This window comes from Streptomyces lavendulae subsp. lavendulae (genome assembly GCF_002803845.1).
In the GTDB taxonomy this organism is placed as follows: Bacteria; Actinomycetota; Actinomycetes; order Streptomycetales; family Streptomycetaceae; genus Streptomyces; species Streptomyces lavendulae.
Window position 1 is genome coordinate 4186563 of record NZ_CP024985.1, and the last position, 25372, is coordinate 4211934.

Annotated in this window: 20 protein-coding genes, 1 tRNA gene and 1 other RNA gene; 10 read left to right on the plus strand and 12 right to left on the minus strand. The window is 74.1% G+C overall.

Features of this window, described 5'->3' with window-relative positions; genetic code table 11:
• Positions 1 to 36 precede the first annotated feature (36 nt).
• From SLAV_RS18240 to ffs, 5 genes are all read right to left on the minus strand, one after another.
• Positions 37 to 1512, minus strand: coding sequence for a N,N-dimethylformamidase beta subunit family domain-containing protein (locus SLAV_RS18240; RefSeq protein WP_030225576.1), 1476 nt, complete (start codon positions 1510 to 1512; stop codon positions 37 to 39).
• A gap of 157 nt (positions 1513 to 1669) precedes the next feature.
• The gene (locus SLAV_RS18245; protein WP_030225574.1) at positions 1670 to 3523 is read right to left on the minus strand and encodes a M48 family metalloprotease; all 1854 of its coding nucleotides are present in this window, start codon (positions 3521 to 3523) and stop codon (positions 1670 to 1672) included.
• A 287-nt stretch (positions 3524 to 3810) separates the two neighbouring features.
• Positions 3811 to 5064 (minus strand): phosphoribosylamine--glycine ligase, encoded by a 1254-nt coding sequence (gene purD, locus SLAV_RS18250; protein ID WP_030225573.1) that lies wholly within the window; start codon positions 5062 to 5064, stop codon positions 3811 to 3813.
• Positions 5065 to 5124: 60 nt separating this feature from the next.
• Positions 5125 to 7347, minus strand: coding sequence for a DNA polymerase III subunit gamma and tau (locus SLAV_RS18255; protein WP_030225571.1), 2223 nt, complete (start codon positions 7345 to 7347; stop codon positions 5125 to 5127).
• An 88-nt stretch (positions 7348 to 7435) separates the two neighbouring features.
• Positions 7436 to 7534: signal recognition particle sRNA small type (gene ffs, locus SLAV_RS18260), an RNA gene on the minus strand.
• 142 nt (positions 7535 to 7676) lie between these two features.
• Here ffs and SLAV_RS18265 point away from each other — a divergent pair.
• Positions 7677 to 7764 (plus strand) — tRNA-Ser (locus SLAV_RS18265).
• Positions 7765 to 7843: 79 nt separating this feature from the next.
• On the opposite strand, the gene SLAV_RS18270 is transcribed toward SLAV_RS18265, so the two are convergent.
• Positions 7844 to 8356 (minus strand): PadR family transcriptional regulator, encoded by a 513-nt coding sequence (locus SLAV_RS18270; protein ID WP_030225570.1) that lies wholly within the window; start codon positions 8354 to 8356, stop codon positions 7844 to 7846.
• Positions 8357 to 8453: 97 nt separating this feature from the next.
• Here SLAV_RS18270 and SLAV_RS18275 point away from each other — a divergent pair, with 97 nt between their 5' ends.
• Together SLAV_RS18275 and SLAV_RS18280 are read left to right on the plus strand one after the other, a co-directional pair.
• Positions 8454 to 9014 carry a hypothetical protein gene (locus SLAV_RS18275; RefSeq protein WP_030225568.1) on the plus strand — a complete coding sequence of 187 codons (561 nt, stop codon included), beginning with the start codon at positions 8454 to 8456 and terminating at the stop codon, positions 9012 to 9014.
• Positions 9011 to 10324: a carotenoid oxygenase family protein gene (locus SLAV_RS18280; RefSeq protein ID WP_030225566.1), complete on the plus strand. Its 1314-nt coding sequence runs from the start codon at positions 9011 to 9013 to the stop codon at positions 10322 to 10324. The genes SLAV_RS18275 and SLAV_RS18280 overlap by 4 nt, the downstream gene beginning before the upstream one ends.
• Positions 10325 to 10335: 11 nt before the next feature.
• Here the strand turns inward: SLAV_RS18280 and SLAV_RS41810 are convergent, their stop codons facing one another.
• Positions 10336 to 10959 carry an HAD family hydrolase gene (locus SLAV_RS41810; RefSeq protein WP_234333381.1) on the minus strand — a complete coding sequence of 208 codons (624 nt, stop codon included), beginning with the start codon at positions 10957 to 10959 and terminating at the stop codon, positions 10336 to 10338.
• Between the two features lie 14 nt (positions 10960 to 10973).
• The gene (locus SLAV_RS41815; protein ID WP_030225562.1) at positions 10974 to 11729 is read right to left on the minus strand and encodes a DeoR/GlpR family DNA-binding transcription regulator; all 756 of its coding nucleotides are present in this window, start codon (positions 11727 to 11729) and stop codon (positions 10974 to 10976) included.
• 74 nt (positions 11730 to 11803) lie between these two features.
• Between SLAV_RS41815 and SLAV_RS18295 the strand changes: the two genes are divergently transcribed.
• Complete coding sequence (locus SLAV_RS18295) at positions 11804 to 13015, plus strand: MFS transporter (protein ID WP_030225560.1); 1212 nt, start codon at positions 11804 to 11806, stop codon at positions 13013 to 13015.
• 58 nt (positions 13016 to 13073) lie between these two features.
• Entirely contained in the window at positions 13074 to 13574 is a 501-nt protein-coding gene (locus SLAV_RS18300; RefSeq protein ID WP_234333379.1) for a hypothetical protein, read from the plus strand.
• A gap of 18 nt (positions 13575 to 13592) precedes the next feature.
• Here the strand turns inward: SLAV_RS18300 and SLAV_RS18305 are convergent, their stop codons facing one another.
• A complete protein-coding gene (locus SLAV_RS18305) occupies positions 13593 to 15209 on the minus strand; it encodes an MFS transporter (protein ID WP_030225553.1) in 1617 nt (538 codons plus the stop codon).
• A 172-nt stretch (positions 15210 to 15381) separates the two neighbouring features.
• Here SLAV_RS18305 and SLAV_RS18310 point away from each other — a divergent pair, with 172 nt between their 5' ends.
• Positions 15382 to 15759 carry a protease inhibitor I9 family protein gene (locus tag SLAV_RS18310; protein ID WP_030225538.1) on the plus strand — a complete coding sequence of 126 codons (378 nt, stop codon included), beginning with the start codon at positions 15382 to 15384 and terminating at the stop codon, positions 15757 to 15759.
• Here SLAV_RS18310 and SLAV_RS18315 read toward each other — a convergent pair.
• Both SLAV_RS18315 and SLAV_RS18320 read right to left on the minus strand, forming a co-directional pair.
• Positions 15743 to 16924, minus strand: a complete 1182-nt coding sequence (locus SLAV_RS18315) for a S8 family peptidase (protein ID WP_030225536.1) — start codon at positions 16922 to 16924, stop codon at positions 15743 to 15745. The two genes, SLAV_RS18310 and SLAV_RS18315, sit on opposite strands and share 17 nt — an antisense overlap.
• 330 nt (positions 16925 to 17254) lie before the next feature.
• Positions 17255 to 18763, minus strand: a complete 1509-nt coding sequence (locus tag SLAV_RS18320; protein ID WP_030225534.1) for an MFS transporter — start codon at positions 18761 to 18763, stop codon at positions 17255 to 17257.
• Between the two features lie 127 nt (positions 18764 to 18890).
• Here SLAV_RS18320 and SLAV_RS18325 point away from each other — a divergent pair, with 127 nt between their 5' ends.
• Positions 18891 to 19289 (plus strand): TOBE domain-containing protein, encoded by a 399-nt coding sequence (locus SLAV_RS18325; protein ID WP_030225533.1) that lies wholly within the window; start codon positions 18891 to 18893, stop codon positions 19287 to 19289.
• A gap of 39 nt (positions 19290 to 19328) precedes the next feature.
• On the opposite strand, the gene SLAV_RS18330 is transcribed toward SLAV_RS18325, so the two are convergent.
• Entirely contained in the window at positions 19329 to 20774 is a 1446-nt protein-coding gene (locus SLAV_RS18330; RefSeq protein WP_030225531.1) for a helix-turn-helix domain-containing protein, read from the minus strand.
• Positions 20775 to 20996: 222 nt separating this feature from the next.
• Between SLAV_RS18330 and SLAV_RS18335 the strand changes: the two genes are divergently transcribed.
• The 3 genes from SLAV_RS18335 to SLAV_RS18345 all read left to right on the plus strand — a co-directional run bounded on the left by SLAV_RS18335 (position 20997) and on the right by SLAV_RS18345 (position 25133).
• On the plus strand, positions 20997 to 21824 hold the full coding sequence (locus SLAV_RS18335; RefSeq protein ID WP_030225529.1) for an FAD binding domain-containing protein: 828 nt from the start codon (positions 20997 to 20999) through the stop codon (positions 21822 to 21824).
• Positions 21821 to 24604, plus strand: coding sequence for a molybdopterin-dependent oxidoreductase (locus tag SLAV_RS18340; RefSeq protein ID WP_030225527.1), 2784 nt, complete (start codon positions 21821 to 21823; stop codon positions 24602 to 24604). Before SLAV_RS18335 ends, SLAV_RS18340 begins: the two co-directional genes overlap by 4 nt.
• 79 nt (positions 24605 to 24683) lie before the next feature.
• Positions 24684 to 25133, plus strand: coding sequence for a molybdopterin-dependent oxidoreductase (locus tag SLAV_RS18345; RefSeq protein WP_051840251.1), 450 nt, complete (start codon positions 24684 to 24686; stop codon positions 25131 to 25133).
• Positions 25134 to 25372: the final 239 nt, after the last annotated feature.

Sequence of the window (25372 nt, forward strand, 5' to 3'; positions counted from 1 at the left end):
GGCTTCGCGGGGGACCGCGTGCGGGGGCGGGCGGGGTCAGTCGCGCTTGCAGATCCGGTCGAGGAGGTTGGCCGTGGCCCGCTGGACGCGCTCGTCGACGTGGCCGGGGCGGTCGAGCGCCGGGGACCAGGCGAAGGTGCCGGACGCGAAGACCAGGGCGCCGCTGGGCGCGCGGTAGAGGGAGGTCTCCTGGTGGCGCTTGGCGCCCTCGCTGTCGAGGTACGGGGAGTGCGCGAGCAGGATCCGGTCCCGGTGCTCCGGGAGCTGGGTGCGCGGGAAGTAGCGGTCGGCCTCGCCGGCGACCAGGCCGTCGAGTTCGTCGTTCTCGGCCGCGCCCGTGGAGTCCCAGAGCCAGTGCGTGGCGTTGCGCACGACCAGGGGGGCCGGGTCGGGCACCCGTCCCGCGTACTGGATGCCGAGGAGCTGCTGTTCGGGGCGGTCGACCTCGCGCCACAGGCTGGGCCGGCCGGGGCCGCGGCGTTTTCGGCAGGTGAGGAGGCGGTCCTCGACCCCGGAGGGGGACGGGCCCAGTTCGACCTGCCAGTACATGGTGTTGGCGGAGAGGAAGACCAGCGAGGTGCCGTGGTCGCGGGCCCGCTCGACGGTGCGGCGCATGGGGGCCGACCAGTACTCGTCGTGGCCGGGGAAGACCAGGCCGCGGTAGCGGGTGGGGTCGACGCGGCCGGCGTGGAGGTCGCGGGTGTCGGCGTAGGCGAGGTCGTAGCCGTAGCGCTCGGCCCAGCGGATGAAGTCGTAGGCGTGGCCGACGTGCAGGGGCAGGCCCGCGCCCGCGTAGGGGCGGTCGAAGGAGACCGTGATGGCGGCGTCGCGCTCGCCGAGGAGGCGGCCCTCCTCGTCCCAGGCGTGGTAGAGGCTGGCGCCGGTGCGGCCGTCCTCGGGGTAGAGGTTGTAGGCCTGCCAGGTGATGTCGGGGAGCAGCAGGAGGAGGTCGGCGGGCTGGTCGTCGCGGACCGTGAAGGGGATGTGGGAGCGGTAGCCGTCGACGGTGGTCAGGACGGCCACGTACGCGCCGACGCTCCAGTACGAGGGCACCTGGAGGCGCCAGGAGAGCCACCAGTGGTGGCAGGAGACGGTGCGGTCGGCGGTGAGCGGGGGCGGCTGGACGATCCCGGACAGCCGGGGGCTGGTGGTGATCTTGGAGGCGCCGTCGCCGGCGTAGTGGCCGATCCGGTAGACGTCGACCGAGAACTGCTGGGGCGGGTCGACGGTGATGTGGAAGTCGATGGCCTCGCCGGGGGCGACCGCGCCGGTGGAGGCGAAGCCCTTGATCTGGCGGTGCACGTCGTCGGCGGTGAGCGGGCCGCTGCTGCGGGCGCGGGGGACCCGGCCGGGGGTCACGGCGGGGTCCACGTACCAGGGGACGACGTGGCCGGTGTCGTCGAAGTACAGCTCGCTGCCGCGGAACCAGGGCAGGGGGCCCTGGCCGAAGGGGTCGTTGACCGCGTGCGCGAGCGCACCTGACTCCCACCGCCGGATCTGGTCCGCACCCATACCGTCCCCTCCCTCACTCCCCCGAACGCGATTCCGTCAGTCCGGTCCGGCGGTTTTCGGACAGCGCCGCCGCGACCGGTCCCAGCACATCACATAACGCACGCAGTCCGTCACCGTTCGTCGCGAATTGGCGTGACCGGAACCCCGGGCGGCGCCTTCAGACGAGGCGGACGGGCTTCTCGGGCCGTACGCCGACCTCCGCGAGCCATTCGCGCAGGGGCGCCGGGTCCCCGTCCTCGACGAGGGAGAGCACCCGGGGGGCCAGGTCGGCGCGGCGGCGCCCGCCGACGAGGAGCACCGGGCCGTCGAGCCAGTCCAGGCCCGGGGCCGCGCCGGCCGAGTCCACGGCGGCGCAGCAGACCAGCGCGGTGACGTGGTCGGCCAGCAGGTCCCGGCCACTGCGCGGGGGCTGGAGCGGGAAGAGCGGCAGCGTGTCCGCGCCGCCGGTGCGGCCGGGGCCCGCGGCGGAGCCCGCGGCGCGTTCCTCCCGTGCCAGGTCCCCGCCGATCCGCCCGGCCAGGGCGTCTCCGGCGGCGGCCTCGCCGGTGGGGTCGGTGAGGTACGCGAGCACCCGCTCCAGCGTCGGGCCGCCGAAGCCGTCCTCGGCGGGCGGCACGAAGGCGGGGCGCCCGCCGCCCGCCGCGTCCCGGCCGGGTCCCGCGGACGGGCCCGCGGGAGCCGTGACGGGGCCCGGGGCGGAGCCGGAAACGGCTGCCGGGGCAGGGCGCGGGGCGGCGGACGGGGCGGCGGTCCTCGCCGGCACCGGGGGCTTCGGCGGGGTCTGCGGGGTCTGGGGGGTCGCCGGGGACCTCGGGAGGCCCGCCGGGACGGAGAGGGCGTCCAGCGCCGTGTGGAGGCGGGCCGCCTCCGTACGCCACTTGCGGTCCACGACCTCCTCCGGGTACGCCGCCCAGTCCACCGGCGACCAGTCCGGTCCGGCCTCGGCCGGACCGCCGTGGAAGAGCCGGGCGGCCAGCAGGGAGGTGGCCTCGTCGACCGCGCCGGGCTGCTCCAGCAGGTCGCACGCGGGACGCTCGCCCAGCCGGGAGGTGAACTCGTCGGCCAGCCGGTCGCGACGGGACAGCTCGGTCAGGGCGGAGACCACCCCGGCGTCTAGGTGGGCGGGCCAGCGGCCCATCCGCCAGGCGGGCAGGGCGACCCGGGTCAGCAGCCGGTCCCAGCCCGCGTAGGCGAGGCCGACCTGCTCCTGGGCGACGATGCGCAGCCCGTAGTCCACGCCCTGGGCGCGGTCGGCGGCGGCGGCCGCCACCCCGCGCTCCATCTCGGCGGCGTCCGTCCGGCACAGCCTCAGCAGCAGCCGGGCGCAGTGGGCGATCCAGCCCAGGCCGGGCCGGCTCCCGACGTCCACAGCGGCGTCGAGTCCGCGGACGAAGCCGCGCGCGTCGGCTATGTCCGGGTGGGCGGAAGGGCCCGTACCGGCGACGACCGGCGCGAGGACCGCCCGTAGCTCGGCGACCCGCATCCACCACAGGAAGGGCGAGCCGATCACCAGCACGGGGGCGGCGCCCGGCTCGGACTCCGGCCCCGCGGGACCGGCTATGCCGCCGGAGGCGCGGACCCCGGCCCGGCGGTGGGCCGCGTGCGCACGGTCCTCCAGCCAGCTGTCGCAGTCCGGGGTCAGGGCTATCGCGGAGGGCGCGGGAACGTCCATCCGGTCGGCGAGGTCGCGCACCAGGCGGTAGAGGTCGGGCGCGGCGGCCTCGGAGAGCGGGACCGTCGGCGTCACGGCGGGGCGGGCGCGCAGGACGACGGCGCCGAAGATCCCGCCGGCCAGCAGCACCAGCGCGGCGACGGCGCACACGGCCAGGGTCACCGCCGGCCAGGGGTCACCGGCCAGCCGGCCCGTCATCCGGGCGGCCACGAGCACCACCGCGAGGGCGGCGGGCAACAGCACGGCTGCCAGCGCCCTGCTGCGGACCCGCAGCACGGCGAGGGCCCGGGAACGCGCGGACGGCGTGCCCACTTCTGCGGTCGAACCGGTTCCGGACACGGCCGGACCTCACCCCCTCTGCCCTGCGGCGGCGTTGCTCACTCCCCCACTGTGACACCCGCCACCGACATCGCAATGCCGGTGGGCCATGTGCCGGAATGCTTGCGCCGCACCCTAGTTGGGGCCGGCGCGGACGTCAGGCGGTCCGGGTGACGATCACCCGATGGAATGGCTTTGGGCAAAGGTGGATGCGTTCGAACGCGGCCGGATGCAGTCGCACGCGAAGACGCGCGCGGGCCCGGTGCGCCTTCCCGCGCACCGGGCCCGCCTCGCCACGACCCTGCTGGTCAGCGGCCTTCGGCCGCCTTGGCCGCAATGTCCGTACGGTGCTGCGAACCGTCGAGCTTGATCCGCGAGACCGCCTTATACGCCTTCTCGCGGGCCTGTGCCAGGTCGGAACCGGTCGCCGTCACCGACAGCACCCGACCCCCCGCACTGACCACCGCGTCGCCCTCGCGCCGGGTCCCGGCGTGGAGCACGTAGGCGTCGGGCGCGTCCTGGGCCGCCACCTCGGCGAGGCCCTCGATCGGGTCCCCGGTCCGCGGGGTCTCCGGGTAGTTGTGCGAGGCGATGACCACCGTGACGGCGGCGTCGTCGCGCCAGCTCAGCGGCGGCTCGGCGTCCAGGGTGCCGCGGGCGGCGTTCAGCAGGACGCTCGCGAGCGGGGTGCGCAGCCGGGCGAGGACGACCTGGGTCTCGGGGTCGCCGAAGCGGGCGTTGAACTCGATGACCCGGGTGCCGCGGGAGGTGATCGCGAGGCCGGCGTAGAGCAGGCCGGAGAAGGGGGTGCCGCGGCGGCGGAGTTCGTCGACGGTGGGCTGGAGGACCAGCGCCATGACCTCGTCGACGAGCTTGGGGTCGGCCCAGGGGAGCGGAGAGTACGCGCCCATGCCGCCGGTGTTGGGGCCCTCGTCGCCGTCGAGCGCGCGCTTGAAGTCCTGCGCGGGCTGGAGCGGGAGGACGGTGACGCCGTCGGTGATGGCGAAGAGCGAGACCTCGGGGCCGTCCAGGTACTCCTCGATGACGACCCGGTCGCAGGCCAGCGCGTGGGCGCGGGCGGCGGCCCGGTCCTCGGTGACCACGACGCCCTTGCCGGCCGCGAGACCGTCGTCCTTGACGACGTAGGGGGCGCCGAAGGCGTCGAGCGCCTCGTCGACCTCCTCCGCGGTGGTGCAGACGTAGCTGCGCGCCGTCGGGACCCCGGCGGCGGCCATCACGTCCTTGGCGAAGGCCTTGGAGCCCTCCAGCTGCGCCGCCTGCGCGGACGGGCCGAAGACGGGGATGCCGGCCGCGCGGACGGCGTCGCCGACCCCGGCGACCAGGGGCGCCTCCGGTCCGACGACGACCAGGTCGGCGCCGAGTTCGGTGGCGAGCGCCGCGACCGCGGCGCCGTCGAGGGCGTCGACCGGGCGCAGCTCCGCCACCTCGGCGATGCCGGCGTTGCCGGGGGCGCAGTAGAGCGCGGAGACGTCGGGGTCGAGGGACAGAGAGCGGCACAGGGCGTGTTCGCGGGCGCCGCCGCCGATGACGAGGACCTTCACGCCGCCCAGGGTAGCCCGGACGGCGTGGCGCGTTTCGTGCGGCCACCCAACTACGAGGGGCTACTCATTCGTGTATTCCTCCACAACGGTGGCTCCGAGCTCGCGCACGATGAGGTCGTGTCCGGTCAGGGCGCTCTCGACGAGGTCCGGATCGTCCTCCTCGGCGAAGTCGTCCTCGGGGGCGACCGGCGGGGGCGCCTGCTGTACCGGGGGCTGCGGTGCGGGGGCCGACTGCTGGGGCGGCTGGTACTGCTGTTGCGGGGCGGGCGCCTGGGGCTGCTGCGGGGGCGGCGGCGGGGTGTGGGCGGGTGCGGCCGGGGCCCCGTACGAGGGGTGCTGGACGGGAGCCGGGCTGCCGCCCCCGCCCGCGCCGACCACGGCGTCGATCTTCCAGTTGACCTGGAACTGCTCGGCCAGGACCGCCTTGAGGACGTCCTCGCTGCCGCTGCTCGCGAAGTTGTCGCGGGCTCCGGGGTTGGGGAAGCCGAGCTGGAGGGTGGTCCCGTCGAAGCCGGTGACCTGGGCGTTCTGGCTGAGCAGGATCCAGGTGAAGCGGCGGCGGTTCTTGACGGCCTCCAGGACGGCGGGCCACATCGCCTGGACCTGCCCGGCTCCGGCGGCCATGCCGGGGGAGGGCGCGGCGACGGGGGCGGCGGCCTGCGCGGGAGCCGCCACGGGGGCGGCGGCGGGCGCGGGCGCCGGGGTGCCGCTGCCGGGGGCCGCGGCGCTGGGCCAGGCTCCCGCGGCGGGCTGTGCGGGGGCGGCGGCGGGCGCGGCGGCCTGCGCGGGAGCCGCCGCGCCGGGCCAGGCGCCGGGGGCACCGCTGCCGGGCTGCGCGGCTCCGGGCCAGGCACCGGGGGCGGGTGCGGGCGCGGCGGCGGGCGGAACGGGGGCGACCGCGGGCGGGGCGACCGGGGCCGGGACCACGGGCGCCGCCGGAGCGGCCACGGGCGCCGGGGCCTCCTCCGGCGCGGGGGCCCGTACGGCGGCACGCGCGGCGGCGACCCCGCCGCCCGGCCCGGCCGGGGCCATGCCGTGCGCCTCGGGCGCGGGCACGTACCCCATGGCGGGCGCGGCCGCGGGCGGGGCGGTGAAGGACCCGGCGGCGAAGGCCCCGGCGGGGGGCCCGCTGCGCTCCAGCCGGTCCAGCCGGGCCTGGAGGGAGCGCTCGTCGTCGAAGGCGGCCGGGAGCAGGACCCGGGCGCAGATCAGCTCCAGCTGCAGCCGGGGCGAGGTCGCCCCGCGCATCTCGGTGAGCCCGGCGTTGACCAGGTCGGCGGCGCGCGACAGCTCGGCGGCGCCGAAGACGGAGGCCTGGGCCTGCATCCGCTCGACGACGTCGGCGGGGGCGTCGATGAGCCCCTTCTCCCCGGCGTCGGGCACGGCGGCCAGGATCACCAGGTCGCGCAGCCGCTCCAGCAGGTCGGCGACGAAGCGGCGCGGGTCGTTGCCGCCCTCCACCACGCGGTCGACGACCTCGAAGGCGGCGGCCCCGTCCCCGGCGGCGAAGGCGTCGATGACGGAGTCGAGGAGCGAGCCCTCGGTGTAGCCGAGCAGGGAGGTCGCCATGGCGTACGTCACACCCTCGTCGGCGGCGCCGGCGAGCAGCTGGTCCATGACCGACATGGAGTCACGCACCGACCCGGCCCCGGCCCGCACGACGAGCGGCAGCACGCCGTCCTCGACCTTGGCTCCCTCGCGGCCGCAGACCTCGCCCAGGTAGTCGCGCAGGGTGCCGGGCGGAACCAGCCGGAAGGGGTAGTGGTGCGTGCGCGAACGGATGGTCCCGATGACCTTCTCGGGTTCCGTGGTGGCGAAGATGAACTTGAGGTGCTCCGGCGGCTCCTCGACCACCTTCAGCAGGGCGTTGAAGCCCGCCGAGGTGACCATGTGGGCCTCGTCGATGATGTAGATCTTGTACCGGCTGGACGCGGGCCCGAAGAAGGCCTTCTCGCGCAGGTCACGGGCGTCGTCGACACCACCGTGCGAGGCGGCGTCGATCTCGATGACGTCGATCGATCCCGGCCCGTTGCGCGCCAGGTCGCGGCAGGACTGGCACTCGCCGCACGGCTCCGGGGTGGGACCCTGCTCACAGTTCAGGCAGCGGGCGAGGATGCGCGCGCTGGTCGTCTTTCCACAACCGCGCGGCCCGCTGAACAGGTACGCGTGATTGACCCGGTTGTTCCGCAGGGCCTGCATCAGCGGGGCAGTGACATGCTCCTGCCCGATGACCTCGGCGAACGACTCGGGGCGGTAGCGGCGGTACAGCGCAAGGGACGACACGTCTACGAGGTTATCCGGGCCCACCGACATCAGCGGCCCGCCGACGCCCCGGACCCGCCCCCGGACCGGCGCCCGGACCCGCCCCGGAACGCAAAGCGCCCCCCACGCACCCGCCAGAGCCCACTTACCCTTGCTGCCTTCCGGCCCTGGGGGAGTTGGGTGAGATAGCGCCACGTGAGGGGCTGGGCCCCACCCTAGCGGATCCGGGACCCCGGAATCGACCCACCCCCGAACCGATCCGCTCACGGGACCCCGCGCCGGCCCCCTCCGGAAACCCAAGATCGGATCGTGTTCGCGAGCACCCCTCAACGTCTTGTATTGTTTGCGGCGGAGGATTCGCCTAGAGGCCTAGGGCGCACGCTTGGAAAGCGTGTTGGGGGCAACCCCTCACGAGTTCGAATCTCGTATCCTCCGCCAGTGCCTCACCGGGCACGTTGTCGAAAAGCCCCGCTGCTCGCAGCGGGGCTTTTCGTTTGTCCCGGCGTCGCGGTCCCCGCTAGCCGATCCGGTCCGCGGCCCACTCGGCCCACTCGCGGCGCATGGCGTTGAGGCGGAGGCCGTACTCCAGGGCGATGCGGCCGTTGACCGACAGGGGGTCGTCGCCCCAGTCGATGGACTCCTCCAGGCGGCGCAGGTCCTCGTACTCCCGCTGCGACATGTCCGCCAGCCAGGCGAGGTAGCCCCGCGCGTGCTCCGGGGGAAGCACGTCGAGGAAGAAGACGCGCAGCAGGAGGTCGCTGCGGGTGTTGCGCTGCGGCCTGGTCTCGGTGAGCCAGTGGCGCAGTTCGGTCAGGCCCTCGTCGGTGAGGGTGTACTCCTTGCGGCCGCGCGGGCCCTCCGCCGAGACGGTGATCAGGCCGTCGGCGGAGAGCTTGGAGAGCTCCGTGTACATCTGGCTCTGGGTGGCCGGCCAGACGTTGGCCAGTGAGGTCTCGAAGCGCTTGAGCAGGTCGTAACCGCTGGCGGGGCGCTCTGACAGGAGTCCGAGGAGGGCGTGTCGAAGGCTCATGCCCCTCACCTTACCTTCCATCATTGACATGTCAGTTCTGGAACGTCTAACTTCGACATGTCAGAACAGGAACGTCAGTCAGACCGGGGGTTGTCCGATGTCCTACGTGCGCACCTTCCTTCCGTGGATCGTCTTCGCGGTGTTCCCGTCCGACCGGTGGCAGTGGGGCGCGCTCGCCGGTCTGGTCGCCGCGGTGGCCGTGACCCTCCAGCAGCGCCGGGCGGGGGCCGGCTTCGACGCGCTGATCATCGAGATCGGGTCGGCGGTCTTCTTCGCGGCCCTGACGGGCATCGCCTTCGCCGATCCGGACTCCGGGGTCCACGCCTACTCCGCGGCCCTCTCCTCGGCCACCCTGGCCCTCATCGCCGGGGGCTCGCTGCTCGTGGGCAAGCCGTTCACCCTCGGCATCGCCAAGCGCACCACCCCCCGCGAGCTCTGGGGCCTGAAGCCGTTCGTCCGGATCAACACCGTCATCACCGGCGTGTGGACCGGCGCCTTCGCGGTCACGGCCGGCGCACTCGCGGCCCTCGCCCACGCCGGTCAGGGGCACTCGACCGGCGCGACGCTGGTCCAGGCCGCCGGGTTCGTCGTCCCGATGCTGTTCACGGTCCGCTACGTCGCCGCCGCCCGGGCCAAGGCGCAGGGCGGTGCCCGATGAGCACTCCCCGTCACCTCGCGGGCAACTACGCCCCGGTCCGGGAGGAACTCACCGCCCACGACCTCACCGTCACCGGCCGGCTCCCCGACGCCCTCACCGGCTGGTACCTGCGCAACGGGCCGAACCCGGCCGACGCCGCCTCCGCCCACTGGTTCTTCGGGGACGGCATGGTCCACGGCGTCCGGCTGGAGGGCGGCCGCGCCGTCTCGTACCGCAACCGGTGGGTGCGCACCAGCACCTTCACCGACGGCGCCCGCGGGTACGACGAGCGGGGCCACCGCGACCTCACCGCGGGACCGGCCAACACCCACGTCGTGCGGCACGCCGGGCGCACCCTCGCCCTCGTCGAGACGGCCCTGCCGTACGAGCTCTCCCCCGGCCTGGACACCGTCGGCCCGTACGACTTCGGCGGCAGGCTGGCCACCGCGATGACCGCGCACCCCAAGGCCTGCCCCGTCACCGGGGAGCTGCACTTCTTCGGCTACGGGACCCTGGAGGCCCCGTACCTCACCTACCACCGGGCGGACGCCTCGGGCGAGTTGGTGCTCAGCAGGCCGGTCGAGGTGCCCGGCCCGACGATGATGCACGACTTCGCCCTCACCGCCGGGCACGTGGTCTTCATGGACCTGCCCGTGGTGTTCGACCTCGGCCTCGTCGGCAAGGGGATGCCCTACCGCTGGGACGACGGCTACGGTGCGCGGCTGGGGCTGCTGCGCCGCGACGACCCGCACGGGCGGGTGCGGTGGTTCGACATCGACCCCTGCTACGTGTTCCACACGCTCAACGCGTACGACGCGCCGGACGGGACCGTCGTCGTGCACGGCATGCGCTATCCCGAGCTGGGGCGGCGCGCCGCGGACGGGTCCGTCGACGAGGACCGGCAGGCCGTGCTCTGGAAGTGGACGGCCGACCCGGCCACGGGGACCGTCCGGGAGGAGCAGTGCGACGACCGGCCCGGCGAGTTCCCCCGGGTGGACGACCGGCTGACCGGGCTGGACGCGGCGTTCGGCCACGTGACCTGCGGGAGCGCCCTGGTCCGCTACGACCTGCGGACCGGCGCCTCGGCCTCCCACGACTTCGGCCCGGGCCGCACGCCGGGCGAGGCCGCCTTCGCCCCGGCCGACGCGGACCCGGCCGGGGGCGGGCCGGGCTGGCTGATGACGTACGTCCACGACGCCCGCACCGACCGCAGCGACCTGGTCGTGCTGGACGCGGACGACCTCGCGGCGCCGCCGGTCGCCACCGTCCACCTCCCGGCGCGGGTGCCGCACGGCTTCCACGGCAACTGGCTGGCCGACCCCGGGGCCTGAGGACCGGCGCGCTAGGGGAGGGCGCGGCGCAGGGAGGCCGGGGTGGTGAACAGGTGCGTGCGCAGGCCCTGGGCCCGGGCGGCGCGGAGGTTGTCCTCCCGGTCGTCCACGAAGAGGATCCGGCCGGGTTCGAGGCCGAGGGCGCGCAGGGCCCAGCCGTAGGCCTCCGGTTCGGGTTTGGCGTGGCCGATCCGGCAGGAGAGGGCGCGGACCCCGAAGTGGCCGAGCCAGGGGTGGTGGCGCTCGTAGTGGCCGGCGAGGTCCTCGGGGATGTTCGAGAGGAGCGCGATCGGCCGGCCGCTCACGGCCAGTTCCCCGATCAGGTCCACCATCTCCTCGTCGACGGCGCTCCAGCTCGCGACGTCGGCCTCGATCAGGGCGGCGGTGCGGCGCGCGTCGAAACGGACGCCGAGGGTCCCGGCGACGGCCCGCCAGTACGCGGGGCCGGTGAGGTCGCCGCGGTCGTAGGGCGGGCGCAGGGACCAGTACGCGCCCCGGAAGGCCGCGGCGGGTACGCCGGCGGTGGCGACGAGCCGGGCCCACCCCTCGGGGGACTGGTGGCGGGCGATGACGCCGAAGAGGTCGAAGAGCACTGCGTCGGGGGTCGCGGGGGTCGCGGGGTCCACAGGGTTCACGGGGTCTACGGGGTTCACGCCTTCCGTACGATGACGCCCTCGGCCGTCAGCGCCCCGGTCGCCTCGGCCGGGGCGTCCTCGCCGGTCACGACGGCGTGCAGCCGTGACGCCGGGATGACGTGGGCCAGGGCGGTACGGGAGAGCTTGGCGGGTTCGGCGACGGCGATGACGCGGCGGGCCGAGGCGATGGCCGCGCGCTTGACGGCGGCGTCGGCCAGGTCGTAGGCGGTCAGGCCGTCGGCGGCGGTCAGCCCGCAGCAGCCGATGATCGCGGTGTCGAAGCGCAGGGCGGCGAGAGAGGCCTCGGTCAGCGGGCCGATCAGGGAGAGTTCCCCGCGGCGCGGCTGGCCGCCGGGCAGCAGCAGCGTCAACTGCGGGGCGTCCGCGAGGGCGTTGGCGGCTTGCAGGGACAGCGGCATCACGGTGAGGCGGCGGTGGTGCAGGGCGCGCGCCACCTCCAGGCAGGTGGTCCCGCTGTCCACGACGACCGATTCCCCGTCCGCGATCAGCGCGGCGGCCTCGGCCGCGATGCGCCGCTTGAGCTCCGGGCCGTCCTGGGCGCGCAGGGCGAAGGGGGGTTCCTCGCCGCGCAGCAGCAGGCTGCGGGCGCCGCCGCGGTAGCGCTCCAGCACGCCCTGCTCGGCCAGGAGCTCCAGGTCGCGCCGGATCGTCATCTCGGAGGCGCCGGTGAGCTCGGCCAGCTCCAGGACGCTGCGGCGGCCGCTCTCGCGCACCGCGTCGGTGATCTGCCTCAGTCGGTCTGCACTCATACCTCACATTCAACACCCCTGATGTTCGAAGAGCAAGATTCCGAACATCAATCATGTTTGTTATGTTCGAATGCATGGAGACTTCCCTGCGGAACGGGCGGCGCGCCACCTTCGCCTTCTTCCTCCTCAACGGCTTCCTCATGGGCATGTGGATCGTCCACATCCCCGTCGTGGAACGGCACACGGGCATCGGCCACGCGGAGCTGGGCCGGCTCCTGCTCCTCCTGGGCGCCGGGGCCTTCCTCGGCATGCGCCTGGCCGGGCCGCTCACCGACCGTCTCGGCGCCCGCCGGGTCCTCCCGGCGAGCGCGGCCCTGTGCGGCGCGGCCGTCGTCCTGCCGGGGCTGGCCGACGGCGCCCCCGCCCTGGGCGCGGCCCTGCTGCTCCTCGGGATCGGCAACGGCACCCTGGACGTGAGCATGAACGCCCACGCCGTCGAGGTGGAGCGCGGCTACGACCGGCCCCTCATGTCCGCCTTCCACGCCGCGTTCTCCGTCGGCGGGGTGCTCGCCGCCCTGGCCGGCGCCCTGGTGCTCGACCGGGGCTGGAGCCCCGCCGCCGTGCTGGGCGCCACCGCGGCCGGGAGCCTCGTCGTCACGGCGTGCACCACCCGGCTCCTGCTGCCCCACGCGCCCGCGCACACCCCCTCCGACCCGACCCCCTCCGACCCGGCCGCCATCGGCCCCCTCACCACCGGCCCCGTCACCACGGTCCGCCCCACGGCGTCCCCGCGCCGCATCCGGATCCTGGCCGCACTCGCCTTCCTGCTCATGCTCTGCGAGGGCGTCGCCAACGACTGGAGCACCCCGCACCTGCGGGACGTCCTCGGCGCGCCCGCCGGCACCGCCGCCCTCGCCTACGGGGCCTTCGCCACCGCCATGACCGCCGGACGGATGCTCGCCGACCGGGTGGCGGGGCGCGTCGGCCCGGCGGCCGTCCTGCGCGCCGGCTCGGCCGTCGCCGCGGCGGGTCTGGCCCTGGCGGCGCTGGCCCCGAACGTCCCGGCGGCGCTGACCGGCTGGGCCGTACTGGGCGCGGGCCTGTCCGGCTGCGTCCCCCAGCTCTTCAGCGCCGCGGGCCACGCCGACCCGGCCGCCGCCGGGGCCAACGTCGCCCGCGTCGCGGGCCTCGGCTACCTCGGGATGCTCGCCGGACCGGCGGTGATCGGACCGCTGACCCACCTCGTCCCGCTCGGCCCCGCGCTGCTGCTGCCGGTGGTGCTGTGCCTGGTGGTCAGCGCCGCCTCCGGGGTCCTGGCGCCCGGGCGCCCGTCCCGGACCGCCTGACCGGACGGCCCGGCGCGGTGCCGTCGTGCGCCCCCGGCCGCTCGGCATGCTGGGTCCCATGGGACAAAGCGGTTTCCAACGGGCGGGAACGCCGGCCCGGGACTACTCCGGTGCGGTCTACGGCTCGCTCCTCGCCGCCTCCGTCATCGCCACGGCGGGCACGCTCGGCGCCTTTCCCCGGCTCCAGCTCGTGGTCATGCTGATCACCACCGGCCTGGTCTTCTGGGTGACGCACGTCTACGTGCGCGTCGTGGGCGACCGGCTGGCCCACCAGGCGCTGTCGTGGGAGATGGTCCGTCACGAGGCGCACCGGGAATGGCCGATCGCCGGGGTCTCGATCCCGCCCGCCATCGCCGTGCTGGTGTGCCCGTCCCTGGGGCTCGGGCCCGAGGGCACCGGGTGGGTCGCGCTCTGCGTCGCCCTGGCCCAGCAGATCGGCTGGGCCACCGCGGCCCTCGTCAGGGTCGGTGCCACCCGCCGCCTGATCGCCCTGACCGGTCTGGTCAACCTGCTGATGGGCCTGGCCCTCGTGGGCGCGAAGGTCCTGGTCAAGCACTGAGACGGGGACGCCGTACCGCTACGGGTTCTTCGCGCGGGGCTGGGTGTCCGGGATCCGCTGGGTGAAGAACAGGGCGACGACCGCGGCGAAGGCGAGGACGGCGAGGGCGGCGCGCAGCCCGTCGAGGCGGGCGTCGGCGTTCGCGTCGAGGGCGGCCTGGGAGACCTCCGCGCTGGCGCCCGATTCGTCGAGGACGGTCTTGAGCTGCGCGTCCGACAGGAAGGGCACGCCGCCCGCGAGTTCGACGGTCGCCTGGGTCTTGACCTCGGTGGGGACCGCCGGGTTCTGCTGGACGGTCGCCAGGAAGGAACTCGTCATGGTGGCGATCAGGATCGACCCGGCGAGTGCCGTTCCGATCGAGGCGCCGAGGTTGGTCACGGCGTTCTGGACGCCGCCGACCTCGGCGCTCTGCTCGTCCGGCACCGCGGACACGGTGACCGAGCCGAGCTGGGACGCCAGGGCGCCCATGCCGAGTCCGATCAGCAGCAGGGGGACCGTGACGATCTCCGCGCCCGCGTCCGCGTCGAGCGCTCCCATCAGCACCACCGCCCCCAGGAGCAGCGCGAGCACCCCGGAGCGCACCACCCGTCGTGGTGAGACGTCCGGGAGCAGGCGCGGGATCAGGACCGCGGCGGCCAGCAGGGTCAGCGAGAGGGGCAGGATGCGGACGCCGGTCTGGAGCGCGGACAGGCCGAGGGCCACCGACAGGTAGAGCGGTACGAGGAAGAACACCCCCATCTGCACGAGGTACTGGAAGAAGAACATCGTCAGACCGCCCGTGAGCTGCCGGTTCCGCAGGAGGACCGGGTCCACCAGCGGCTCCTTGCCCCGGTGCACGAGGCGGGCCTCCCAGCGCAGGAAGAGCCACACCAGGAACAGGCCGGCCAGCGTCAGCCACACGACCGGCGAGACCCCGAGCCAGGCAGGGGCGTCGGGCTTCGGCCGGAACCATCCCCACTCGTCCGAGCGCAGCACTCCGTAGACGAAGATGCCGAGGCCGAGGGCGCAGAGCACGCTGCCGACGAGGTCGAACCGGGGGCGGGTGACGGCCGGGGCGTCCGCGATGCGCCGGGCGAGGACCAGGATGCCGAGCACGATGACGACCTCGCCCGCGAAGACCCAGCGCCAGGAGAAGTACGTCGTGGCGATGCCGCCGATGAGCGGTCCGACCGCGATGGCCACGGCTCCCGCGGCCGTCACCAGTCCGTAGGCGGCGGCCCGGCGTTCGACGCCGAAGTTGCCGGCCACGAGGGCGACGATCGCGGGCAGGATCAGCGCGGCTCCCACGCCCTCCAGGAACGACCAGCCGATCAGGAGCACGGTGAGGTTCGGGGCCAGGGCCGTCGTCAGGGAGCCGCAGCCGTAGATGACGCAGCCGATCACGAAGGCGCGTTTGCGGCCGATGATCGCGCCGACCTTGCCGCCGGGGATCATGAACATCGCCATCACGAGCGTGTAGGCCGTGATCGCGCCCTGGATCCCGGTGACGGTGGTGCCCACGTCCGCGGCCACCGTCGCGATCGAGACGTTCATGACGGAGCTGTCGAGCGCCATCAGGAACTGTCCCGCCGCGAGCGTCAGCAGGACCACCCGTCCCTTGGCCGTGGTGTCCGGAGTACCCGCCGCGGTTCCCATGGGCGGCATCGTCCCAGCGACCCCGGGGGGCGGCCCCCCGACCCGCCGCCGGGTTACGCCGGTTGGCGGCGGTGAGGGGGCTCAAGGGGTGGTGGCCGGGCGCCGAAGGAGCGGGTAGCCGCTGTTGTCCCGCCGTCGAAGGGGAGTCCCCGTGCGTCCGATGCCTCGTGCGATGCCGCGTACCGTCCTGGCTGCCGTCCTGCTGTGCGTAGCCGCCGTGGGGGCGGCGCCTGTCGCCCAGGCCCAGGCCCGGGCCGGGGTCCCTGTCGCCCTGTCTCAGCTCCAGCGGCCGGCGGGCGCCGAGGACGGCCGCGCCACCGAGCCGTACGTCGTGACGCTCGCCCCCGGCGCCGATCCGGAGCGGGTGATGCGCGAGACGGGGGTCACGCGGGTCCGGTTCGTCTACCGGGACACGGTCCGCGGGTTCGCCGCCGACCTGGAACCGGAGCAGGTGGCGGCGCTGTGGGCGCGCCCCGACGTGGTGGCCGTCGAGCGGGACGGCGAGGCCGTCGGGGCGCCGGTGGGGCCTTCGGTTACAGGCCGTTGGTGAAGAGGAGCTTGTTGGGGCTGGACTTGCCGATCTTGGTCAGCACGTCCTTGGTGGACTCTCCTTCGAGGAACTCGTAGAGCTCGGCCGGGTCGGCCTTCGGGTGCGCCGCCTTGTAGAGGGCGGCCACCCCCGCGACGTGCGGGGAGGCCATCGACGTGCCGTCGAGGGCGACGCTGCCGCCGCCGAGCTTCGCGGAGACGATGCCCTCGCCGGGCCCGTAGAGGGTGGTGCAGGAGCCGTAGTTGGAGAAGGAGGTCTCCTCGTCGTACTGGTTGCTGGCGGCGACCGTGACCACGCGCTGGGCGGAGGCGGGCGAGACGAAGCAGGCGTCCTTCGCGTCGTTGCCCGCCGCGACGACCGGCAGCACGCCCGCGTCGGACAGGGCGGTCGCGGCGTCGTTCAGGGCCTGCGACCTGTCCCCGCCGAGTGAGCCGTTGAGGACCGCGGGCTGCTTGGCGTTCTTGGCGACCCAGTCGAAGCCCGCGATCATCCCCGAGTAGGTGCCCCGGCCGTCGCAGCCGAGGACGCGGACGCTGACGAGGTTGACCTTGCTCGCGACCCCGTAGGTCTTGCCCCCGACCGTGCCCGCGACGTGGGTGCCGTGGCCGTTGCAGTCCTGGCCCTGGCGGCCGTCGCCCATGGCGTCGAAGCCGAAGGCGGCACGGCCGCCGAATTCGGTGTGCGCGTAGTCGATGCCGGTGTCGAGGACGTACGCGGTCACCCCGGCGCCGTTGCCGTCGGTGGTGAAGTTGTTGTCGAGCGGCAGGTTCCGCTGGTCGATCCGGTCCAGGCCCCAGGAGTGGGACGGGGCCCGGGTGCCCGGCGTCGTGGCCGGCTGGGGCGGGGCCATGACCTTGGCGTCCTGCTCGACCGACTTCACGCCCGGGCTCACGCGGACGATGTCCAGCTGGAGCGGGGTGAGGGGGGCGGCGAAGCCGTTGAGGGCCCTGCCGTAGACGAAGGTCGGCTTCAGGCCCAGCTTCTGGGCGGTCTTCGCCGCGTCGACGCCCTTGTTCAGGGTCACGATGTAGCTGCCGGGTACGGCGTTGGCGGAGGTGTGCAGGGGTACGGGGGTCGGTTCCGGCGCGGCTTCCGAGGCCGAGGCGGCCGCGACGGGGGTCAGCGCGAGCAGGGCGGCGACGGTGACACGCATGGGCATGCGCATGGAGAGGCACTCCGATCGGGGTGGGGGGAACGCCCGTACCGAAGCAGCTCGCCGCGATCACCGGAAGCGCATCGGGCGGTGTGGCGCGGGCTCCCCCGTCGTCGAGCCGCCGTGCGCTGCGCCGTGTGGGGCAGTCCGCGAGCGCCCCTCCCGTGCCCACCACCCGGCCGGGCCCCGGGGATGAACGTTCCTTCGCCCGCCGCCCCGAGGCCCCCGGCCCTCCCCCGAACGAGGACCCCGCCGAACGAGTGGGGCAACGCGCGCGAGCGGTGGGGGAAGGTCCCCCACCGCTCGCGCGCGTCCGCCGTGCCCGGCGTCTCCTACGAGGGCTCAGCGCGCGCCCGCCGCGACCGGTTCGGTCTCCTGCGCCGGGGCGGCGGTCCCCTTGCGGTCCCGCATCAGGACCAGGGCCAGTCCGGCGGCAGCCAGGACGCCCAGGGCGGCGGCGCCGAAGGTGGCCGACATGGCGGAGGTGAAGGCGGACCGGGCGGCGTCGGCCAGGGCCGGGTCGGTCAGGGCGGCGGCGACCGAGTGCCGGGCGGCCTCCGGGGCGGAGGCGGGCATCCCACCGCCGTAGACGCTGCTGAGGAGGGCCCCGAGGACGGCCACGCCCAGGGCGGCCCCGGCCTGCTGGACGGTGTCGTTGAGGGCCGAGCCGACGCCGGCGTGCTCCTCGGGGACGGCGCCCATCAGGGCGGCGGTGGCGGCGGGCATCGCCAGGCCGCCGCCGATGCCCATGACCGTCATGGCGGCGCACAGCGGCCAGAAGCTGTCGCCGGCCTCCAGGGTGGCCAGGAGCCCGAAGCCTGCGGCGATCACGGCGAGGCCGACGGCGGTCATGATCCGGTTGCCGACCTTGTTGCCCAGGGTGGCGCCGAGGCCGTTGAAGAGCAGGGTGGCGACGGCGAGCGGGGTGAAGGCGAGCCCGGTCTCGGTGGGGCTGTAGCCGCCGACGAACTGGAGGTACTGGGTCAGGACCAGCATCAGGCCGCCGTTGGCGAAGGTGAGCAGGACCAGGGAGAAGCTGGCGCCGCTGAACATCCGGTTGCGGAAGAGGTCGAGGGGGACCATCGGCGAGTCGGTGCGCAGCTCGTGGACCACGAAGCCGCCGAGGGCGAGCACGGCGACGGCGGCCCAGACGGTCGGGCCGTCCTGGGGGAAGGCGATGATGGCCCAGATCAGGGCGGTCATCCCGGTGACGGACAGGGCCATGCCGGCGAAGTCGGGCTTGCGCCAGGGGCCCCTGGACTCGGGCATCAGGATCAGCGCGGCGGCGATGGCGAGCAGGGCGATCGGCACGTTCATCAGGAAGACCGCGCCCCACCAGAAGTGGGCGATGAGCACGCCGCCGAGCGCGGGGCCGCCGACCAGGCCGAGGACGGCGACGGCGCCCCAGGCGGAGATGGCCTTGCGGCGCTCCTCCTCGTCGAAGACGGTGATCAGGATCGAGAGGGTGCTCGGCATCACGAGGGCTCCGCCGATGCCCATGACCACGCGTCCGGCGATGAGCTGGGCCGGCGAGTCCGCGTAGGCGGCGAGGAGCGAGGCGATCCCGAAGAGCGCGAGTCCGATGACCATCACCCGGCGGCGGCCGAAGCGGTCGGAGAGGCTGCCCGCGGTGAGCAGGAGTCCGGCGAAGACCAGGATGTAGGACTCGATGATCCACTGGATGGCTTCGGCCCCGGCGCCCAGGTCCTCGGCGATCGGCGGGATCGACACGGTCAGCACCATGTTGTCGACGACCAGTACGAGCGTGCTCAGGCAGAGCACGATCAGGATGAGCCAGCGGCGCGGATCGCGCGCCGCCCCGCTCGTGGTGATCCCGTCCAGCGCGTCCATGGCGGTCCCTCTCCCCTTCTCCACACTGCTGCGTACACCGTTCGCTCGGTGTCGTGAACAACGTACGCCGATGCGTACAGCGTTCGCAACCCCCTGTGCGGCATCCCGGCGCGGATAAGCTGCGCGCGTGCCGTCGTACTCGATCGGGCAGGCCGCGGGTCTGCTGCGCGTGAGCCCGGAAACCGTGCGCCGCTGGGTCGACGCGGGGCGGCTGCCCGCCGCGCGGAACCCGGACGGGACCCGCGTGGTGGACGGCGCGGCGCTCGCCGCCTTCGCCAAGGAACGGGCCACCGGCCTGCACCCGTTGCCCGAGACGGCCGCCGCCACCTCCGTGCGCAACGCCTTCGCGGGGATCGTCACCGCGGTACGGGTCGACGAGGTGACGGCCCAGGTGGACATCCAGTCGGGCCCGCACCGGATCGTCTCCGTCGTGACCCGGGAATCGGTGGAACAGCTCGGGATCGCGGTCGGGGTCAGCGTCACCGCCCGCGTGAAGTCCACGGAAGTGCACGTGGACGTCCCCTGAGACGGCCGGGCCTCCCGGGCCCGGCCGCCGTCCCGGGGGCTAACCGCAGCGCAGGGCCGCGTACAGGTCCAGCTTGTGGTCCAGGCGGGACAGGTCGCGGCCGGTCAGGGCCTCCACCCGCTCGATCCGGTAGTGCACCGTGTTCACGTGCAGGTGGAGGACCTCCGCCGTACGCGCCCACGAGCAGTTGTTGGCCAGGAAGACCTCCAGGGTCTCCCGCAGCATGCCGTCGCCGAGCGGCCCCAGCGTCCGCGTGCCGTAGACGCCGCGCACCTCCGGCGGCACCCCGGCCAGCAGTTCCGCCAGGGTGTCCAGCTGCTCGACGGCCCGTACGGGGCTCTCGGCACCCGCCGCCGTCAGCGTGAACAGCGCCTGGTTCAGCGAGGCCCGCAGCTGCTCCGGCCCCGCCGCCCGCGCGCCCGCGCCCAGGCGCAGGTCGGCGTCCGGGCCCCCGCACGCCTGGAGCAGCGGCCACACCGCGCGCAGCCCGGCGGTGACGTCGACCCCCGCGTCCGGGTCGTCGTACAGGACGGCGGCGCAGTCCCCGACGGCCCAGCGGACGCCCTCCAGGTGGCCCAGCGCCTCGGCCAGCGCGTCGCCGGAGGTGGCGGCGAGCACCCGGTAGGGCCCGCCCGCGGGCAGTCCGGCGGCGGCCAGCGCCTCCTCCAGGGCCACCGGGTCGCCGTCCTGCGCCAGCAGGGAGACCAGCGCCTGCCCGGCGGCCCGCCCGGCGGCGGCGCGGCGGGCGTGCCCGTCCCGGTACCGGGCCAGGACCTCGGCGATCTCGTGGAGCACCCGCGGGGGCGCCGCGTCCGCGTCGGGCACGTACAGCTGCCAGGCGTCGTACGGGGAACTGTCGGACTCCACGCGCAGCGACAGCCCGTCCCGCGCGGGGGCCACCCGCTGCGCCGGGATCACCGGCGCGGACGGGGTGCGCGCCACGGTGCGGCCGCTCGCGGTCAGTACGTAGCAGGACACCCTGCCCAGGTGGGCGCAGGCCCGGTCGAGGAGTTCGTCCGGTCCGGCCCCGTGCTCCAGGAGCCGGCTCAGCTCGGCGCGCACGTTCTCGGGGAGCGCGAAGGTCCGGGTCGGGCGGCGGCTGAGGTCGCCCCACTGGCGCAGGTAGACGGCCTCGGTGACCGCCCGGAAGCTGGTCCGCGCCGGGACGGCCACGAGCGGCACCCGGTAGGCCCGGCAGGCGGCGACGAGGTCGTCGGGGACCCCGCCATGGGTCTCCTCACCTGCGAAGAGGGCGGTGGCACCGGCCCCGGCGAGCGCCGAGACGAAGCGGTCCACCTTCCTCGGTTCGCCCTCCGACCACCACACGAGTCCGCTGAGCACCAGCTCGCCGGGGCCCAGGAACCGGCCCGGGTCCTCCAGGTCCGTGGAGGTGACCCCGCTGACCTCATGGCCGAGAAGGGCCTCCTCACCCCAGAGCAGTGTGAGACCGAGGCTGTCGGACTGAAGCAGGTCGAGGACGTGCATGGCAGGGACTCCTTGCGGTGGGGGTGACCCACATTCGCCAGGTGAATACGAGAAACCTCATCGTAAATGCAAGGGCAACCCCTGCCCATGACTCTTGGTTGATTATCCAAGGGGGACGGCTGGAACCCGTCTGGTTTCCGTGTCCGGGACCAGTCGTTTCGCCCCCTGCCCGTTGCTTCACTGAGGAGAACGCCCGGGTTGCAGAGAGGCTGGTGGCGCGAAATGGACCTCAACACGGTGCTCGACGTGCGCGACGCGCGCCGCCGCGAGCCCTGGCGCCCCGGCGACGCCTGGCTCGGCGGGGGCACGTACCTCTTCTCCGAGCCGCAGCCCCACGTCCGCCGCCTCGTCGACCTCTCCCGCATGGGCTGGCCGCCCCTGTCCTGGCAGCCCGACGGCTCCCTCGACATCGCCGCCACGTGCACCATCACCGAGCTCTCGCGGTTCGGCCGGTCGCTGCCGATGACCGCCGCGCCGCTGATCGAGCAGTGCTGCCGGGCCTTCCTCGCCAGCTTCAAGATCTGGAACATGGCCACCGTCGGCGGCAACCTCTGCAACGGCCTGCCGGCCGGCCCGATCATCTCCCTGTCCGCGGGCCTCGACGGGACCGTCCTGCTCCAGGGCCAGGACGGCGCCACCCGCCGGCTCGCCGTCACCGACTTCATCCGCGGCGCGGGCGTCAAGGACCTGCGCGACGGCGACCTGCTGCGCTCGGTGCGCATCCCGGCCCGCGCACTGGCCTGCCGGACGGCCTTCCGCCAGGCCTCCCTCTACGGATTGGGCCGCTCCGGCGCCCTGGTCATCGGCACGGCCGACCCCCAGGACGGCTCCTTCGCCCTGACCGTCTCGGCCGCCACCACCCGCCCCTTCCGCTTCTGGTTCGCCCTGTGGCCGACCGCCGCCGAACTGCGGGCGGCCATCGACGACACCGTCCGCCCGGCCGAGTGGTTCGACGACATCCACGGCCTGCCCGAATGGCGGCGGCACATGGCGCTGCGCCTCGCGGAGGAGATCCGCCGCGAACTCACGCTGGAGGAGGGTTCCCGATGAGCTACGGGATCGAGATCAACGAGCAGCGCTTCGAGGACGAGCCGCGGGCCGGCCAGTGCCTGCGCACCTACCTGCGCGAGCGCGGCTGGTTCGGCGTCAAGAAGGGCTGCGACCAGGGCGACTGCGGGGCCTGCACCGTCCACGTCGACGGCGCGCCGGTGCACAGCTGCCTCTACCCGGCCGTCCGCGCCGAGGGCCGCTCCGTCACCACCGTCGAGGGCCTGGCCAAGCCGGGCGGCGAGCTCCACCCGGCGCAGCAGCAGTTCCTCGACGCCCAGGGCTTCCAGTGCGGCTTCTGCACGGCCGGGTTCCTGATGACCACCGCCGCCCTCCAGGCCGAGGAGGGCACGGCCCACGACGACGGCAAGCTCCGGGACCTCCCGCGCGCCTTCAAGGGCAACATCTGCCGCTGTACGGGGTACCGCGCCATCGAGGACGCGGTGCGCGGGGTCAAGCACACCGAGAGCCCCGGGGCCGGGCAGGCCGTCGGCAAGTCCCTGGGCGCCCCCGCCGGCCCCCTCGTGGTCACCGGCACCGCCCGCTACACCTTCGACGTCGAGGTGCCGGGGCTGCTGCACATGAAGCTGCTGCGCTCCCCGCACCCGCACGCCCGGATCGTCTCCATCGACACCCGCGACGCCCTGGAGGTCCCGGGCGTGCACGCCGTCCTCACCCACCACGACTCCCCCGACCGGCTGTACTCCTCCGCCCGCCACGAGCACCCCACCGAGGACCCCATGGACACCCGGGTCCTGGACGACGTGGTCCGCTTCGTCGGCCAGCGGGTGGCGGCCGTCGTCGCCGACAGCGAGCAGGCGGCCGAGGAGGGCTGCCGCCGCGTGGTCGTCACGTACGAGGAACTGCCGTACGTGATCGACCCGGAGGAGGCCATGCTCCCGGGCGCGCCGGTCCTCCACCCCAAGGGTCCCGAATCGGGGATCTTCCGCGCCGGGAACAACGTGTGCGGCGAGGTCCACAACACGATCGGCGACATGGAGAAGGGGTACGCGGAGGCGGACGTCGTCCTGGAGGAGACCTTCCGGACCCAGCGCGTGCAGCACGCCAGCCTGGAGACCCACGGCAGCGTCGCGTACTTCGAGCCCAAGGAGGACGGCGACGGCGAGCGCATCACCGTCCGCTCCTCCACCCAGGCGCCGTTCCTGACCCGTCGGGCGCTGTGCGCGCTCTACGACCTGGGCGAGGACGAGGTCCGCGTCGTCGCGGGCCGCGTGGGCGGCGGGTTCGGTGGCAAGCAGGAAATGCTGACCGAGGACATCGTCGTCCTCGCCGCCCTGAAGCTGCGGCGGCCGGTGAAACTCGAATTCACCCGGGCCGAGCAGTTCTACGGTGCCACCACCCGCCACCCCTTCAAGATCACCATCAAGATCGGTGCCAAGGCCGACGGCACCCTGACCGCGCTGCGCATCCGCGTGCTCTCCAACACCGGCGCCTACGGCAACCACGGCCCGGCCGTCATGTTCCACAGCGTCGGCGAGTCCTTCGCCGTCTACAAGGCGCCGAACAAGCAGGTGGAGGCGTACTCCGTCTACACCAACGGCGTACCGGCCGGCGCCTTCCGCGGCTACGGCCTGGGCCAGGTCCTGTTCGCCCTCGAATCGGTGATGGACGAACTCGCGCTGCGACTCGGCATGGACCCGCTCGAACTGCGCGAGAAGAACGTCATCGGCGCCGGCGACCACATGGTGACCCCGATCGGCCACGAGCCGGACCTCTTCATCGCCTCCTACGGGATGAAGCAGTGCATGGACGTCGTCCGCAAGGCCATCGCCGAGGACCGCAGCCACGAGGACGTGCCGGAGGGCTGGCTGACCGGCACGGGCTCGGCCGTCGCGATGATCGCGACCGGTCCGCCCGGCGGGCACTTCGCCGACGCCACCCTCAGCCTGCTGCGCGACGGCACGTACGACATCGCGGTGGGCACGGCCGAGTTCGGCAACGGCACCACCACCGTCCACAAGCAGATCACCGCCGGTGCGCTGAACACCACCGTCGACCGGATCACGGTCCGCCAGTCGGACACGGACGTGGTCCGCCACGACACCGGCGCGTTCGGCTCGGCCGGCACGGTGGTGGCGGGCAAGGCCGTGATGCTGGCGGCCGACTCCCTCGCGGAACGCCTCAAGACCTTCGCGGCCCGCCACACGGGCGTGGCCCGGCACCTGTGCAGGCTGGGGGCCGAGGCCTTCGACTGCGCGGGCCGGACCGTCACCCTCAAGGAGCTGTACGAGGCCGCGTACGACAAGGGCAAGCTGCACGAGGTGACGGCCGAGGGCCACTGGACCGGCTCCCCCCGCTCGGTGGCCTTCAACGCCCAGTGGTTCCGCCTGGCCGTGGACCCCGACACCGGCGAGATGCGGATCCTGCGCAGCGTGCACGCGGCGGACGCGGGCCAGGTCATGAACCCGATGCAGTGCCGCGGCCAGGTCGAGGGGGGCGTGGCCCAGGCCCTGGGCGCCACCCTCTTCGAGACGGTACGGGTGGACGAGCGCGGGGAGGTCACCACGGCCGCCTTCCGCCGCTACCGCCTCCCGCAGTACGCGGACGTCCCGCGCACGGAGGTCCACTTCATGCAGACCTCGGACTCGATCGGGCCGCTCGGCGCCAAGTCCATGTCCGAGAGCCCCTTCAACCCGGTCGCCCCGGCCTTCACGAACGCCCTGCGGGACGCGACGGGCGTGCGCTTCACCGAGCTGCCGGTGACGCGCGACGTCGTCTGGCGCGGGATCGCCCGGAAGGTGCAAGGTGAATCCCACAAATGACGCCCAACTGCGGCTCATAGGTACCCCTGAACCTCGCAGATGAGGTTCCAGGGGGACGCGAGTCGGGCATGTCCTACCCATGGCCACACTCCTGCTGCACGGCGAGCTCGACCATCCGGCGACCCTGAGCGTCCGCGACCTGCGGGCCTGGCCGCAGCACCGGGCCGAGGTCACCTTCGACTGCGCGACCAACGGCCCGCAGCACCGCGTCTTCGAGGGCGCGCTGCTGCGGGACGTGATCGCGGGCGCGGGCCCGGTCTTCGACGCCCGCCGCCGCAAGGACCGCAGCCGCTACCTCCTCGCCGTCAGCGGCGACGACGGCCACCACACCGTCCTGTCCTGGGCGGAGCTGGACGACGACTTCTGCGGCAGCCCGGTCCTGCTGGCCACCCGCCTCGACGGGGCGTACCTCGACGGGCCGGGCAGCCAGCTGGTGGTCCCCTCCGACCGCTGCGGCGCCCGCTACGTCAGCGCCGTCACCCACGTCTGGTTCGGCACCCTGACCGTCCCGGCGCTCGTCGGGGTGTAGGCGGCCCTGAGGCCGGGGCGGAGACCCGTGGACACGCGGGACTGGTCGTGATGGTGGCGGGCCAGTTCTCGGGTCGGCTCCGGCAGCCCGGCGGCGCGGCCCGCTAGACGCGCCGGCGGCCGGCGCCGGTCGCGACGAGCCGGTCGAGCGTTGCCTGAAGATCCACGCGCCCCTCCTTCACCCCCGCACGCCGTATCACACACCGTTACCCTACCCATACCTTCGGTGACGGAATGGAT

What these genes read in the sequence shown, in the direction of transcription:
- SLAV_RS18240 (WP_030225576.1), bottom strand. Translation starts at nt 1,512, where the DNA reads ATGGGTGCGGACCAGATCCGGCGGTGGGAGTCAGGTGCGCTCGCGCAC.
- SLAV_RS18270 (WP_030225570.1), bottom strand. Translation starts at nt 8,356, where the DNA reads ATGAGCCTTCGACACGCCCTCCTCGGACTCCTGTCAGAGCGCCCCGCC.
- SLAV_RS18275 (WP_030225568.1), top strand. Translation starts at nt 8,454, where the DNA reads ATGTCCTACGTGCGCACCTTCCTTCCGTGGATCGTCTTCGCGGTGTTC.
- SLAV_RS18280 (WP_030225566.1), top strand. Translation starts at nt 9,011, where the DNA reads ATGAGCACTCCCCGTCACCTCGCGGGCAACTACGCCCCGGTCCGGGAG.
- SLAV_RS41815 (WP_030225562.1), bottom strand. Translation starts at nt 11,729, where the DNA reads ATGAGTGCAGACCGACTGAGGCAGATCACCGACGCGGTGCGCGAGAGC.
- SLAV_RS18295 (WP_030225560.1), top strand. Translation starts at nt 11,804, where the DNA reads ATGGAGACTTCCCTGCGGAACGGGCGGCGCGCCACCTTCGCCTTCTTC.
- SLAV_RS18300 (WP_234333379.1), top strand. Translation starts at nt 13,074, where the DNA reads ATGGGACAAAGCGGTTTCCAACGGGCGGGAACGCCGGCCCGGGACTAC.
- SLAV_RS18305 (WP_030225553.1), bottom strand. Translation starts at nt 15,209, where the DNA reads ATGGGAACCGCGGCGGGTACTCCGGACACCACGGCCAAGGGACGGGTG.
- SLAV_RS18310 (WP_030225538.1), top strand. Translation starts at nt 15,382, where the DNA reads ATGCCGCGTACCGTCCTGGCTGCCGTCCTGCTGTGCGTAGCCGCCGTG.
- SLAV_RS18315 (WP_030225536.1), bottom strand. Translation starts at nt 16,924, where the DNA reads ATGCGCATGCCCATGCGTGTCACCGTCGCCGCCCTGCTCGCGCTGACC.
- SLAV_RS18320 (WP_030225534.1), bottom strand. Translation starts at nt 18,763, where the DNA reads ATGGACGCGCTGGACGGGATCACCACGAGCGGGGCGGCGCGCGATCCG.
- SLAV_RS18330 (WP_030225531.1), bottom strand. Translation starts at nt 20,774, where the DNA reads ATGCACGTCCTCGACCTGCTTCAGTCCGACAGCCTCGGTCTCACACTG.
- SLAV_RS18335 (WP_030225529.1), top strand. Translation starts at nt 20,997, where the DNA reads ATGGACCTCAACACGGTGCTCGACGTGCGCGACGCGCGCCGCCGCGAG.
- SLAV_RS18340 (WP_030225527.1), top strand. Translation starts at nt 21,821, where the DNA reads ATGAGCTACGGGATCGAGATCAACGAGCAGCGCTTCGAGGACGAGCCG.
- SLAV_RS18345 (WP_051840251.1), top strand. Translation starts at nt 24,684, where the DNA reads ATGGCCACACTCCTGCTGCACGGCGAGCTCGACCATCCGGCGACCCTG.